This window comes from Scleromatobacter humisilvae (assembly GCF_023231945.1).
Lineage (GTDB): Bacteria > Pseudomonadota > Gammaproteobacteria > Burkholderiales > Burkholderiaceae_C > Scleromatobacter > Scleromatobacter humisilvae.
Genome location: NZ_JAJLJH010000001.1, coordinates 151,638 through 165,624 on the forward strand (window position 1 = coordinate 151,638; position 13,987 = coordinate 165,624).

Consider the following 13,987-nt stretch of genomic DNA (forward strand, 5'->3'; position numbering starts at 1 on the left):
CCCGCGCCGGCGATGCATCCATTCGCCGCCTCGTTGCGTCCAGCGGCGCACGGGAGCACATTGGAAACGTCAACGCACCACCGCGGAGGTTTCGCCATGCACGCGTCCTCAATGCACGACACCTGGGATCGCTGGAGCCACAACGTCAGCGACGCCTTCCACCCGCATTTCGCCGACGCCGAGCATCCCGCGCCCACGCGGCTCTCGGACAGCCCGCTGCGCGAGCGGCTGCGCCCCGTCCGCCTGGTGCCGATCATCGTGCCCGGCATGGCGCTGGTGCTGGCCGGCGTCGCGATGGCGATCGGCTGGCTGCTGCGGCACTGAGGCCGCCGGCCGGGCCGCTCAGGACGCGGCGCCGGCCGCCTGCCTCGCCGGCACGGCTTCGAGGCGCGCGAGCGCCTGCGGGTGGATCACCGTGTCCTCCAGCGCCGCGTGGCCGTAGCTGAGTTCGAGGAACACCTCGGCGCCGTGCGAGAACTCCGCCGGATCGATCCAGTGATGGCCCTGCGCGACCGCGCGCAGCTGCGGCGCGATCTCGATCCAGCCCTGCTCGATCCAGCCGTGGTCCTGCATCAGCGTGCGCACCAGCGTGACGAGTTCGGGGTCGCTGCTGGCCAGCAGCGTCGGGAACACGCTGGTCTCCTCGACCAGGTGGTGCTCGCGCATCGAGCCCGAGAAGAAGGCCTCGATGGCGCAGGCCTCGGCGCAATCCGGGTCCGCCAGCGGCGCGTTCTCGACGCGGCTCGCAAGCGCGGCCAGGCGGTCGAGATGCGGGCGCACCTGGCGGTGGTAATCGTCGAGCCGCGCGAAGTCGGCATCGGTGGCCGGGAGGTTGGCGTTGGGCTTCATCGCGTGCTCCTGCTTCCTGGACAGCGAACCCCCGCGTTATACGCCGCCGCGCGCGGCGGCGGGCCGAAATCGATGCTGCACAGCACCACGAGAGCGGCTACCCCAAGTGCGCGAGATCGTCCTAGACTCGCGGGGCCGGACCGGTGCCGTCGCACCCCGCCTGGGCAAAAGGAGACAACGTGCAGCTTGCGAACAGTGCTTCTCCCGCCTACTTCCACAAGGTCGTCGACTGCCAGTGGGCCTGTCCAGCGCACACGCCCGTGCCCGAGTACATCCGGCTGATCGGCCAGGGGCGCTACGCCGACGCCTACATGGTCAACTGGGTGTCCAACGTCTTCCCCGGCATCCTCGGACGCACCTGCGACCGCCCCTGCGAGCCGGCCTGCCGGCGCGGACGCGTCGAGGAGAGCAACCGCGAGAAGCCCGAGCCGGTGGCGATCTGCCGCCTCAAGCGCGTGGCCGCCGACAACAAGGGCGACGTGCGCGCCCGCATGCCCGCGATCGCGCCGCCCAACGGCCGGCACATCGCCTGCGTCGGCGCGGGGCCGGCGTCGCTGACGGTGGCGCGCGACCTGCTGCCGCTGGGCTACGAGGTCACCGTGTTCGACGGCGAGGCCCAGGCCGGCGGCTTCATCCGCTCGCAGATCCCGCATTTCCGGCTGCCGGAATCCGTGATCGACGAGGAGACCGGCTACATCCTCGACCTCGGCGTCAAGTTCGAGTCCGGCAAGCGCGTCGACTCGATGCAGGCGCTGCTCGCGCAGGACTGGGACGCCATCTTCGTGGGTTGCGGCGCGCCGCGCGGGCGCGATCTCGACATCCCCGGTCGCCGCGAGGCCGCCGCGGACATCCACATCGGCATCGACTGGCTGGCCTCCGTCTCGTTCGGCCACGTCACCAGCGTCGGCGAGCGCGTGATCGTGCTGGGCGGCGGCAACACCGCGATGGACTGCTGCCGCTCGGCGCGCCGCCTCGGCGGCCGCGAGGTGACGGTGATCGTGCGCAGCGGCTTCGCCGAGATGAAGGCCTCGCCGTGGGAAAAGGAGGACGCGATGCACGAGGGCATCCCGATCCTCGACTTCCACGTGCCCAAGGCCTTCGAGCACGACAACGGCAAGCTCACCGGCATGAGCTTCGAGCGCGTCGTCGCGCGCCGCGACGCGCAGGGCCGGCGCGAGCTGGTGCCCACCGGCGAGCCCGACGTGTTCGTGCCCTGCGACACGGTGCTCGTGGCCGTCGGCCAGGAGAACGCCTTCCCGTGGATCGAGCCCGGCTGCGGCATCGCGTTCGACCGCCACGGCCTGCCCATCCTCGGCAAGGAGACCTTCCAGTCCTCGCTGCCGCAGGTCTTCTTCGGCGGCGACGCCGCGCTGGGCCCGAAGAACATCATCACCGCGGTGGCGCACGGGCACGAGGCCGCGGTGTCGATCGACCGCTTCCTCAACGGCGAGGACGTGCGCCAGCGCCCGCCGCCCACCAGCTCGCTGATGTCGCAGAAGATGGGCATCCACGAATGGAGCTATCACAACGACGTCTCCGTCGACACGCGCTTCAAGGTGCCCTGGGCCGCGGCCGAGCGCGCGCTGGCGGACATCCGCGTGGAGGTCGAGCTCGGCTTCGACGCCGCCACCGCGTTCAAGGAGGCCAGCCGCTGCCTGAACTGCGACGTGCAGACCATCTTCAACCGCGACACCTGCATCGAGTGCGACGCCTGCATGGACATCTGCCCGATGGACTGCATCACGTTCACCGCCGCGGGCGACGAGGCCGACCTGCGCACGCGCCTGAACGCGCCGGCGCTGGACCTCGCGCAGGATCTCTACGTCTCGCGCGAGCTCAAGACCGGCCGCGTGATGGTCAAGGACGAGGACGTCTGCCTGCACTGCGGCCTGTGCGCCGAGCGCTGTCCGACCGGGGCGTGGGACATGCAGAAGTTCCTGCTCGAGACCACCCAGGCCGGGCCCTGCGCGCGCGACGCCAGCACCGCGACGGAGGCCGCATGAAGACCGTCCAGGCCGTCAACGACTTCGTCATCAAGTTCGCCAACGTCAACGGCTCGGGCTCGGCCTCGGCCAACGAGCTGTTCGCAAAGGCGGTGATGCGCATGGGCGTGCCGGTGAGCCCGCGCAACATCTTCCCGAGCAACATCCAGGGCCTGCCCACGTGGTACGAGGTGCGCGTCTGCGAGCGGGGCTGGTCGGGCCGGCGCGGCGGCGTCGACATGATGGTGGCGATGAACCCGCAGACCTGGGAGGCCGACGTCGCCGAGATCGAGTCGGGCGGCACCCTCTTCTACGACAGCACGCGCCCGATGCCGCCCTCGCGCTTCCGCGACGACGTCCACGTGATCGGCGTGCCGCTGACCGAGATCGCCAACGCCGCCTACGCCGACGCGCGCCAGCGCCAGCTGTTCAAGAACATCATCTACGTGGGCGCGCTGTCGGCCCTGCTCGACATGGAGCCGGCCGTGTTCGAGAAGCTGTTCGCCGAGCAGTACAAGGGCAAGGAGCGGCTGCTCGACTCCAACATCAAGGCCCTGCACCTGGGCCGCGACCACGTGCGGCAGAACATCGCGCACCCGCTGGGCATCCGCGTGCGCCGGGCCGACCGCGTCGGCGACCAGATCTTCGTCGACGGCAACGCCGCCATCGCGCTCGGCTGCGTCTACGGCGGCGCGACGGTGGCGGCGTGGTATCCGATCACGCCGTCGTCGTCGGTGCCCGAGGCGTTCCAGAAATACTGCGAGAAGTTCCGCGTCGACCCGGAGACGGGCCAGCATCGCTTCGCGATCGTGCAGGCCGAGGACGAGCTCGCCTCGATCGGCATGGCCATCGGCGCGGGCTGGAACGGCGCGCGCGCGTTCACGGCGACGTCGGGCCCCGGCATCTCGCTGATGCAGGAGTTCATCGGCCTGGCCTACTTCGCCGAGATCCCGGTGACCATCGTCGACGTGCAGCGCGGCGGGCCTTCCACGGGCATGCCCACGCGCACGCAGCAGTCCGACCTGTTCGCCTGCGCGTACGCGTCGCACGGCGACACCAAGCACGTGCTGCTGTTCCCCGAGGATCCGCACGAGTGCTTCGAGCACGCGGCCGCGGCGCTCGATCTCGCCGACCGCCTGCAGACGCCGATCTTCGTGATGACCGATCTCGACATCGGCATGAACCAGCGCCTGTGCAAGCCGTTCGCTTGGGACGCGGCGCGCGAGTACGACCGCGGCAAGGTGATGAGCGCCGAGGAACTCGAGGCCGGCGCGAACTTCGGCCGCTACAAGGACGTCGACGGCGACGGCATCCCCTGGCGCACGCTGCCGGGCACGCATCCGAGCAAGGGCGCGTTCTTCACGCGCGGCACCACGCGCGACCCGTATGCGCGCTACTCCGAGAAGGGCGCCGACTACATCTACAACATGGAGCGCCTGCAGCGCAAGTTCCAGACCGCCGCGACGCTGGTGCCCCAGCCGGTCGTGCGCCCTGCCCCGCGGCCCACGCGCACCGGCGTCCTCTACTTCGGCTCGACCAGCCCCGCGATGGCCGAGGCGCTCGACGTGCTGGAGGCCGAGGACATCCACCTCGACGCGATGCGGCTGCGCGCGTTCCCGTTCCCGAAGTCCGTGCGCGAGTTCATCATGGCGCACGACAAGGTCTTCGTCGTCGAGCAGAACCGCGACGGCCAGATGCACTCGATGCTGGTCAACGAGCTCGACATCGACCCCGCGCGCCTGGTGCGCGTGCTGCACTTCGACGGCACGCCGATCAACGCGCGCTTCATCGCGATGGCGATCCGCAAGAAGCTGGTCAAGGACAAGGTGAGCGCATGAGCCCGCACGGCCGCCCGAAGGGCGAATTGACCGCAGTGCGAAGCACGGAGGTTTCCTGATGACCTACATCGCAAAGCCGGCGCTGCACCATCCGACGCTGCACGAGAACAAGGTCGGCTACACGCGGCGCGACTACGAGGGCCGCGTCTCCACGTTGTGCGCGGGCTGCGGGCACGACTCGATCTCGGCGGCCATCGTGCAGGCCTGCTGGGAGCTGGACATCGAACCGCACCGCGTGGCCAAGCTCTCGGGCATCGGCTGCAGCTCCAAGACGCCCGACTACTTCCTCGGCGCCTCGCACGGCTTCAACACCGTGCACGGGCGCATGCCGTCGGTGCTCACGGGCGCCAACCTCGCCAACCGCGACCTGCTGTATCTCGGCGTGTCGGGCGACGGCGATTCGGCCTCGATCGGGCTGGGCCAGTTCGCCAACGCGCTGCGGCGCGGCGTGCGCATGGCCTACATCGTCGAGAACAACGGCGTCTACGGCCTGACCAAGGGCCAGTTCTCGGCCACCGCCGACCGCGGCTCCAAGAGCAAGAAGGGCGCGATCAACAACGACAACCCGATCGATCTCGTCGGCATCGCGCTGCAGCTGGGCGCCACCTACGTCGCGCGCAGCTTCTCGGGCGACAAGGAGCAGCTGGTGCCGCTGATCAAGGGCGCGATGTCGCACGGCGGCGCCGCGTTCATCGATGTCATCAGCCCCTGCGTGACCTTCAACAACCACGGCGGCTCCACCAAGAGCTTCGACTACGTGCGCCAGCACAACGAGGCCGTCAGCCGCATCGACTTCATGACGCCCGGCGAGGAGATCACGACCAGCTACCCGCCGGGCGAGGTGGTGGACGTGCCCCAGCACGACGGCACCGTGCTGCGCCTGCGCAAGCTCCACGACGACTACGACGCCACCGACCGCTACGCCGCCCTCGCCTACATGCAGCAGCGCGCCGCGCAGGGCGAGATCGTCACCGGTCTGCTGTACCTCGACCCGCTGGCCACCGACCTGCACGTCTCGCTCAACACCGTCGCCGCGCCGCTGCATTCGCTCGGCCGCGACGTCCTCTGCCCGGGTAGCGCGCTGCTCGAGAAGATCAACGCCGGGTTGCGCTGAACCGCAGCCCCGCGGCCCGCGCGGCCGCGCCCGAAGGAAGGAGGCTTGCCATGTCGGAACGCACCGTCCTGCAATCGATGACCCGGCGCCACGTCGTCAGCCTGGGGCCGTCGGCGAGCGTGCGCGATGCGGCGTGCACGATGACCAAGGCGAATTGCGGCAGCGTGCTCATCATGGAGGGCACGGGCGCGATGCTGGGCATCCTGACCGAGCGCGACTTGATGACGCGGGTGCTCGCCAAGGGCCTCGACGCCGAGGCGACGGCCGTCACGCAGGTGATGACGCGCAATCCGCAGTGCGTCGGGCCGGAGACCAAGGTGGCCGATGCCGTCCTCATCATGATCGAGCGCGGCTTCCGGCACCTGCCGGTCGTCGATCCGGCCGGCCGCGTGCTGGGCGTCATCTCGGCGCGCGATGCGTTGCCTCGCGAAGTCAATACTGCCGCCGATCTGGCGGAGTTCAATGAGCAGGTGAATGACGCGTTGGGGTGATGGCGGAATTTACGTCTGGGGAGGTGGTGAGGGTCTGAGTAGGAGGCGTTTGCGGTCGTTGGAAGCGCGGGGGCAGACGGCTGCTGGCGCTGCAAAGCTGCCGTCGACGGGTCCAGTTTGAATGGGGCCGAGCTGTCCTTCAAAGCGCGCTACGATCCAGCGATCGTAGGCAACGAGCATCCAACATGTCCCAGCCTGATGTGCCAGCCGTATCTCGCGGCGCGGATGTTGAAATTCCGTCGGTGAAGTCGCTTTTCGTCCAGACTTACTTCGGTGAGACATTGCTGGGCTCTGCAACCTGCTTCCTGCTTTCGAGGACTCGCGACTCGCATTGCGCACTGATCACCAATAGACATGTCGTCACGGGTCGGCATCAGGACACTGGAGCCTGCCTGGACACTAAGCATGGTGCGCTCCCGGATGCTGTAGTTATCTACTTCAGTAGCGACGGCGAATCATTAGAGAACTGGAAGGCGATACGCCTTCCGCTCTACCGTCCGGACGGTTCAGCGTATTGGATCGAACATCCTCGCCTAGGTGAGCGGGCCGACGTCGTTGCCCTGAACTTGAAGTGGGGCAGTGACGTCACGAAGAGGCCGTACTACCTTGATCTCGCTCTGGACAGGGTCGAGATGATCGTGTCCCCAGCTGAACCGCTCAGCGTCATCGGCTTTCCGTTTGGGTTGACCAGCCGTGGCAAGTTCCCGATCTGGGCTACTGGATTCTTGGCTCAAGATCTCTCGCTCGTCTCCGCCGACCAGCCGACATTCTTCATCGACTGCCGCTCACGTCCTGGTCAGTCTGGTTCCCCAGTAATCGCGTTTCGACCGTCTGGTGCCCGAGTGAAGAAGGATGGAAAGGCGATGCTGCTGTTCAACTCGCTTGAGGTGAAGTGGGAGTTCCTAGGCATCTATTCGGGTCGTGTGAACTCCGAGTCGGACCTCGGTGTTGTCTGGCACGTGTCAGCTTTGGGTGAACTACTTGACGCGGCAGCCCAGGATTTGGAACAGCGCGAAGCACTTGGTCGCGAGATTCCCGTGGTGCTCAATGACCAACCGGAATGAGTGCACCGCAGCACATGACATCCAGTAGATGGACGGGTGAGGGATCACATGGCCGACAAAGCCGCTTCAACGGATCTGGCGCAGGCGGGTGAGCCGGTCATGACCCCGCGTCCCCCGTTCAGCGATCACCAGGTCTTCGTGTCTCTGCTGCCGCACATGAAGGCGTACGCCCGCAAGGGTCTGCACGAATACAAGACCGGGCAAAACGGAGGCACTTTCAGCGCCACCGCTTTGGAGCAGTATTCGGCTCAGGTTCTAGAGCGCGTCGACGCGCTGGACAGCTGCATCTCATCGCTGCGCCTGGCGCTGAGCTTCATCGAGGATCTGGACCGGGCACATTCCCGCGTCATCGAGCTCTACAGGTACCACCACGAGAACTTCCTGCTTCGCCTCACCGGCGTCGTGGATCGCGCGTACCGACTCGTAGGTGCGTCGTTAATGATGAGCGCGAAGGATTTGGAGAAAGTCGGTTCGAACAAGCTCGTTGATCGAGCCGTCGTCACTGACTACCCGGACGTCCACGGTGCCCTAAAGACACTGGCCGATACCGCGGCAGCGCACAAGAATGACAGGAACATGGTCGCCCACTCGGCGGCCTACTCCACCCGTGAACTTGGGCTGTTCACCGCCGTAACCACAATGAATCTGGGGCTCAAGGGGATCGATCTCGACGAGCTCATGGAGCACTATTTCTCCAATGGCGCGGTCAGCATGGTCGCGCTCATCGGCGAGATGGTGCGGGGCATCGAGGAGCTGCTAAGTACGCTGGCGCCAATCTACGCCGCCGTCACCAGAGGCACACCCCATGGATCTGTTTGACGATGCTCCCTCGGACGCGCCGCAGGCTGTTGCCGGCCTGGTCGGCCCGCGGCGCAACGTCGTGGTCGGTCGAAGCCGCAGTGCTACATGTAGAACCCGTACCGGATCTGCGGCGTGTCGCCGTCCTCGAGGTACTTCATGATCTCGCCGACCTTTCGTGCGCAGCCAAGGGTCACGGGGTATTTGCCGTCGAACTGGGTGTTGTTCCAGTTCATCTTGGTGAGCCCCAGGATCTCTTTGGCGATGAAGGATGGAGACTCCTCCGAGCGAACGATGCGCAACTCCAGCGGCTGGGGGATGTAGAGACCGGTGTACGTCTGGTAGTACCAGACCGAACCACGCGTGTAAAGGATGTGCCTCGACTCGTCGATCTCGACCCGCGTGCCGCGGTACGGCGGGTAAAGCCCATCCCGGAACAGGCGCAACTTCGAATCCATCACCGTCACCAGGTCCACGGTGTCGATCCGCAAGTCGCGCGCGGCCCGCGTGAGGCCGTCGATCTCGTCGGGGGAGAAGTTCGACGACTTGTGGACGACGATCCGCGCCGGATAGGCACGCAGCGCGACCCGGTATTCGTTGAGGGCTGCCGTCAGGAGGTCGTAGGCCTGGTTGGCGGTGAGATGCGGCACGCGGTCGTCACGCGACATGTCGATCGGCGTCCCCCGAAGGATAAGCCCGTTGCCCAACTCGTCGAAGATCTGCGCAAGGCTAGTGTTCAGCACCTGCCTGTCCCGACTGCGATAAAACGCGATGCCCACCGCGCAGGAGGTGGGCCGGTGCTCGTCGGCCTCGAGCTTCCAGGGTACGCGAGGACCTGCCTTGTAGTACACGGCCGTGCAGAAGTTCCAGGCCTTCGTAGCGTCGTCCTGCTGGCCCCTCTTGTTGCTCTCCAGCGATCCCGCCCGCATGAGCTGAAGCGGCTTCCCGAGATGCATCGCCCGGGCCTTTAGTGCCCGCCTGAAGTTCAGTTCGGATGTCACCTCGACGCTGGCGTCCAGGGTTTCCTCGCCTGCGCCCCTCGTGTTCGTCGCGACCGCCTTAAACAACGCATCAGGGATGACGCAGACGATGACGTCGACGGGCCGGTTCTGAGCAAGGAACTTGATGTGCTCGTAATAGAGGTCGATGGCTTTGGTCACGCGATCCCACCGGTCGGCGATAGCGACTATCTCGTCGATCTCGCTTTTCTTGATGGTTCGCGCAAGGTCAGCGCTGAATTTCAGTACCGCGTCGAACCCGTGACCCAGGTTCACGCCGGGAAACCCGATGCGCAAGTTGGGCTGGTTCGCGTCCGGGTCTCCCGGGATCTCTGCCGAGCACTTTGTCACCCAGCGACTCAACGCCTCGTTGCAGGTGGCACTCCCGACACCTCCCAGAATGACGTCGCTCCGCCGGGTCCCCATAGACCGGTCAAACGCACCGAATGCCGCGATGCCGCGACGGGGGCAAACGTGGTCACCGTTGGCGAACTGGAGCCGGGGTTCCGCGATGTGCTCAAGCTTCATAGCGAGTCGAACAGGCCATTGGAATCGCCTTCGTCATCAGACCTTTCCCGGGACGGGAGCCATGAGTCATCAGGCAAGTGCGGGTGGTTCGGGAACGACACAACGTCAGCGAATGCCAGCGAAGTGGCGGGCCCCTTTGCCGAGTCGAAGAAATCGTCTTGATCCAGGCTGGACAACCAGGAGTTCAGGAACCTGAAGTGGTCGGCCACCGTGCGATTCACCTCCTGCCGCTTCAACCAAGCGAGGTTTGCGTCGGCATAGGCCGACCGCCTGAAATCAACGCCAAAACTGAAGTGCCAATCCGGCGTGATCGCGACGTACCACCTCCCGGCGCTGAGAATGAAGTCAGCGCTGAACGCGAAATGCTTGCAGAGGAAGGTCTTACTCGGGTCTTTGCGGTTCAGCTTGCGCTCATAGACGCGTCGTGTCGACGCGCGCTGGCCAAACCAGGACTCTTCACGGAGGTTGTCCCCTTCGTTCCGCGGGACAAAGATGAAGAGGTTGTCCTCGTGCATCCACTGCACCTTGTGCCTGTACAACTTCTGCTGCAGCGTGAGGCGCAGCAGGGACTTGAAGACGCGTTCTCGGTCCTCATCCAACCCGTAAAACTCACGCGGATGGAGAGGCGTCACCGTCCCCACCTCGATCACCTTAGCGAAGGGCCCTTGGGCATCGTCGAGTGGATGAAACGTGATCAGTTGGCGGCTGAAAACTTCGAAGTCGGACGGTGGTCGCAGGTCAAACGCCTGGAGGGCCTCCCTGACCATCTTTCGGCCGCCGCGGCCTCTTCGGCCCTTGGAGGGCTCGATGTCAAGCCTCAGGTCGGCGATGTAGAGCGTCAAGGGGAATGAGATCTCGATCAGGTTGAGATTCACGCGCTGTGACGGCGAATCGGGCGGATCGAAATCATCCTCGCTGAGCCCCCGGGCCAAGCCGCCACGCATGTACTCGCGGATGACTTCGAGCGCTGCCGCAAGCTGCTTGGGGCCGACCTCTGCCGCAGCCCCGCACAGGTCGCGATAGTCGAGGATGTCGTCTGTCGCGTTGAGCTTAACCCGGCCGCCTGACGCGCGATCGATGGCGTCCTGCGAGTAGCTGCCTTGCCGTCGACTCAGCACGTAGATGATGAGTCGCTGGTACTTCTTGTCGAGCCCATGATCCAAGAACGTCTTGATCGTGTCCCTGACCTTGTCCAGGTTGGACGTGGCGGTGACCTGGATAGCGACGCCGGCCTTGTCGTCCGCAAGGTCGATGCCCGGAAAGTTCGCCTTTTCCGCGGCGTTCAGGTTGCGCAAGTCGCGCCACCCATAGATCTCCCCGAACACGCCGAGCATCAGGTTTTCACAAACCTTGTTGATGTCGTACATCTGCATCGCAGATGCTGCCTCCACCTCGGTCGCCAACTGCGACAGCGCGGTACGAAATTCGTTAAGCAGATCGAGGTGTTTCAAGTGGTCCTTGGTTCGCCGCCGATACAACCAGTTTATCAGGCTCTGTATGCGTATACAGTTGGTTGCGTGCTCTCAATAGGCTGCCGTTCGACGACCCGCGGGCGAACTCGCCGAAGCGCCGGCTGGATGCTAGCGAGAAGCTCGCATCGGCCTGCGTGCCGGCCGCGCTGTATGCGTCGCCCATCATCCCGCGGGTCAACGACCGCGAGTTAAGCGCCGGCGAGGCCGCGGCCGCGCGTGGAGCTACGTCTGCTCTGCAGCGACTGGAGTCCTCCCCACATTTGCTTCCACCGTCGGCTCAAGTACCAAAAGCGGCCCCTGTCACGCCTTGCAGTCACGTCTCCACTGATTCGCAGGACAACTGCCGCCACCTTGTCTCAGGCCGCACGGCGAGCAACCCCGGACGGCGAGCGTGCTGTCTGCCAACGCCCCGCATGCTCGACTGATCCTTGACGAGCGCGGCCATCGACCGGTGGAACGACACGCAGGGCGTCGCGTCCCGCCTCACACACAGAAATTCCCGCAAGCCCCGTGACACGCCCGACGCACCTGCCGACGGCGCTCCGTCAGCAACGTGTTGCCCTCCCCATGGAACGAGTTCGACTCGGAGTACAAATGCCGAGTGTTGGACACGAACCGATTTCACTCCCGATGCAGTGAGTTCATCTCCGAGTCCAACCGATTCGACTCCGGGAGCAACCCGTTCATCTCCGAGTCGAACTCACTGATGTCCGGATGGAACTCGTTTGACTCCAGCATCACTGAGTTCATCTGGCGCATGAACCGACGCCCCAAAAAGGGGCGGCAGTTCATCTCCGAGTCCAACCAGTTCCTCTCCGGGTACAACCGGGTTCTCTCGGAGTCCAACCCGTTCATCCTGGCGTGAACTTCGAGGCATTTCGGGCCCCAAGGCATCCCCTGGTTTGCTCGGCGGCCGCCCTCGAGGCGCCCGCGACGCCGCCGTCGCCAGGATCGTCGCCGTCCGCAACGCGGGGAAACAGGCCGCCGGCGAGGTCGATGGCCACGGCCCGCTCGACGCCTTGCTCCAGCACGCCCGCGATCACGTGCAACTCGAGCCCCTCGTCGACCCGGGCGTGCGCGTGCCGGGCGCGATCTCGGCGTGCGACGCGCCGCGGCGCGAGGTCGACACCGCGGGCAGCCAAGTGGATGTCGACGCGCAGAGAGTCGACGACGCACCAGGGCGCATCGGCCGTCGCCGATCAGGAATTCCCCACACGCCGGATCCAGCAAGCCCGATCCCCGGGCCGCGCGGCGCTGGCCAGAATCGAAGGATGGAACTGGAATTCTCGCGCGGCGAGCTGGCCATCCTTCACTGCTTGCGCGACGGCGACGACCCCTGCGACAGGGTCCGCGGCCGGGACCCCGCCGGCTTCGACCGCGACATCGAGCGGCTGCTGCAGCTCGGCATGATCCAGCGCTCCGGTCGACGACTCGCCCTGACGCTCGAAGGGCTGGAGCAGCTCGACGCGCCCCGGAACTCCGGCCCGATGCCGCTCGACGACTACGACGTCTAGCCGCGCGCCCGGCTTCAGAGTTCCCGCAACGCCGCGGTCACCGGCATCGTCGCCGCCCGCACGGCGGGGAACAGGCCGCCGATGAAGCCGATGGCCAGCGCCCATTTCAGGCCCTGCCACAGCACGCCCGCGGTCACGTGCAGCTCGAAGCTGAGCTTGCCGACGGTGCCCGCGGCCATGGTCGAGGCGGCGTAGCCGTTGAACAGCAGCCAGGCCAGGGCTCCTCCGAGGATGCCGCCCAGCAACGCGAGCAGCATCGTCTCGAGCAGGATCGCCACGACCACCGGCAGGCCGGCGAAGCCGATGGCGCGCAGCGTGGCGATCTCGCGCGCGCGCGCCGCGACCGCCGCGAACATCGTGTTGAGCGCGCCGAACATCGCGCCGATGGCCATGATCGAGCCGACGATGATGCCGATGGCGCGGATCACCGTGACCGTGCCCTCGGACTGCTTGCTGAAGAAGTCCAGCGTGGTGCTGGCGTCGATCTTGAGCTGCGGGTTGGCCTCGAGCGCGGCCTTGAACGGCGCGAAGCCGTTCGCGTCGGCCAGGCGCACCGTGACGGAGTTGCGGCTGCTGCCGCGCTCGTAGGTCTCGGCCACGACGTTGGCGTCGGCCCAGATCTCCGATTCGAGCGCGTCGCCGCTGGCGAACACGCCGGCCACCGTCCACGCCTGGCTGCCCAGGCGGATCGTGTGGCCGGGCACGAGCCCCGCGAACTGGCGCGCGGCACCGCGGCCGACGATCAGTTCGCGCAGGCCGGGCTTGAAGCGTTGGCCGTCGACGATGTGCACCTGCGGTCGCACGGCCCAGGCCTCGTCGCCGACGCCGCGCAGCTGCACGCTGCCCTCCTCGTCCGGGCCGCCGCCGATGATGGGCAGGTTGGCCGCGACGACCAGTTCGGGCGAGGCCAGCGGCTCGCCCTTGGCGTCGCGCGCGATGCCGGGCGTCTGCGCGATCTGCAGCACGCTGTCGCGATCCAGTCCGGAGGCGACTTCGGCGGCCGAGGCGCCGCGCAGCACGATGGCGGTGTCGAGGCTGCCCGTCTTGCGCAGCGTCTCGGCGTAGCCCTCGGCCATCGCCAGCATCGCGACGAGCACGCCCACCACGCCGGCGATGCCCACGACGATGACGGCCGACGAGCCCAGGCGCTGGCCCAGCGTGCTGATGCCGACGCTGGCGACGGACATCGCGCGCCGCCCCGAGCGCGTGGCCGCGAGCCAGGCCGCGAACAGCGCGGTGAGCACGAGCGCGCCCTGCCAGGGCAGCATCACCCAGACCACCAGCACGACGGCCAGCAGCAGGATCAGCAACAAGGTCACGGAGATCTTCATGATGGTGA

At 66.5% G+C, this 13,987-nt stretch carries 12 protein-coding genes; 8 read left to right on the top strand and 4 right to left on the bottom strand.

Features of this window, described 5'->3' with window-relative positions; genetic code table 11:
• The first annotated feature begins 96 nt into the window (after positions 1 to 96).
• Complete coding sequence (locus tag LPC04_RS00660; protein ID WP_275680248.1) at positions 97 to 324, top strand: hypothetical protein; 228 nt, start codon at positions 97 to 99, stop codon at positions 322 to 324.
• A gap of 18 nt (positions 325 to 342) precedes the next feature.
• On the opposite strand, the gene LPC04_RS00665 is transcribed toward LPC04_RS00660, so the two are convergent.
• The gene (locus tag LPC04_RS00665) at positions 343 to 849 is read right to left on the bottom strand and encodes a hemerythrin domain-containing protein (protein ID WP_275680249.1); all 507 of its coding nucleotides are present in this window, start codon (positions 847 to 849) and stop codon (positions 343 to 345) included.
• 179 nt (positions 850 to 1,028) lie between these two features.
• Here LPC04_RS00665 and LPC04_RS00670 point away from each other — a divergent pair, with 179 nt between their 5' ends.
• The 6 genes from LPC04_RS00670 to LPC04_RS00695 all read left to right on the top strand — a co-directional run bounded on the left by LPC04_RS00670 (position 1,029) and on the right by LPC04_RS00695 (position 8,157).
• Positions 1,029 to 2,852 (top strand): FAD-dependent oxidoreductase, encoded by a 1,824-nt coding sequence (locus LPC04_RS00670; RefSeq protein ID WP_275680250.1) that lies wholly within the window; start codon positions 1,029 to 1,031, stop codon positions 2,850 to 2,852.
• Positions 2,849 to 4,669, top strand: a complete 1,821-nt coding sequence (locus tag LPC04_RS00675; protein WP_275680251.1) for a 2-oxoacid:acceptor oxidoreductase subunit alpha — start codon at positions 2,849 to 2,851, stop codon at positions 4,667 to 4,669. The genes LPC04_RS00670 and LPC04_RS00675 overlap by 4 nt, the downstream gene beginning before the upstream one ends.
• A gap of 58 nt (positions 4,670 to 4,727) precedes the next feature.
• Complete coding sequence (locus LPC04_RS00680; RefSeq protein WP_275680252.1) at positions 4,728 to 5,783, top strand: 2-oxoacid:ferredoxin oxidoreductase subunit beta; 1,056 nt, start codon at positions 4,728 to 4,730, stop codon at positions 5,781 to 5,783.
• Between the two features lie 50 nt (positions 5,784 to 5,833).
• The gene (locus LPC04_RS00685) at positions 5,834 to 6,274 is read left to right on the top strand and encodes a CBS domain-containing protein (protein ID WP_275680253.1); all 441 of its coding nucleotides are present in this window, start codon (positions 5,834 to 5,836) and stop codon (positions 6,272 to 6,274) included.
• Positions 6,275 to 6,459: 185 nt separating this feature from the next.
• The gene (locus LPC04_RS00690) at positions 6,460 to 7,338 is read left to right on the top strand and encodes a trypsin-like serine peptidase (protein ID WP_275680254.1); all 879 of its coding nucleotides are present in this window, start codon (positions 6,460 to 6,462) and stop codon (positions 7,336 to 7,338) included.
• 48 nt (positions 7,339 to 7,386) lie between these two features.
• Positions 7,387 to 8,157, top strand: coding sequence for a Cthe_2314 family HEPN domain-containing protein (locus tag LPC04_RS00695; protein ID WP_275680255.1), 771 nt, complete (start codon positions 7,387 to 7,389; stop codon positions 8,155 to 8,157).
• An 83-nt stretch (positions 8,158 to 8,240) separates the two neighbouring features.
• Here LPC04_RS00695 and LPC04_RS00700 read toward each other — a convergent pair whose 3' ends face one another.
• Together LPC04_RS00700 and LPC04_RS00705 are read right to left on the bottom strand one after the other, a co-directional pair.
• Entirely contained in the window at positions 8,241 to 9,662 is a 1,422-nt protein-coding gene (locus LPC04_RS00700) for an argonaute/piwi family protein (protein ID WP_275680256.1), read from the bottom strand.
• The gene (locus LPC04_RS00705; RefSeq protein ID WP_275680257.1) at positions 9,659 to 11,113 is read right to left on the bottom strand and encodes an SMEK domain-containing protein; all 1,455 of its coding nucleotides are present in this window, start codon (positions 11,111 to 11,113) and stop codon (positions 9,659 to 9,661) included. The genes LPC04_RS00700 and LPC04_RS00705 overlap by 4 nt, the downstream gene beginning before the upstream one ends.
• Before the next feature lie 923 nt (positions 11,114 to 12,036).
• Here LPC04_RS00705 and LPC04_RS00710 point away from each other — a divergent pair.
• Positions 12,037 to 12,648, top strand: coding sequence for a hypothetical protein (locus LPC04_RS00710; RefSeq protein ID WP_275680258.1), 612 nt, complete (start codon positions 12,037 to 12,039; stop codon positions 12,646 to 12,648).
• 14 nt (positions 12,649 to 12,662) lie between these two features.
• Here LPC04_RS00710 and LPC04_RS00715 read toward each other — a convergent pair whose 3' ends face one another.
• A complete protein-coding gene (locus tag LPC04_RS00715) occupies positions 12,663 to 13,979 on the bottom strand; it encodes an ABC transporter permease (protein ID WP_275680259.1) in 1,317 nt (438 codons plus the stop codon).
• Between the last annotated feature and the right edge of the window lie 8 nt (positions 13,980 to 13,987).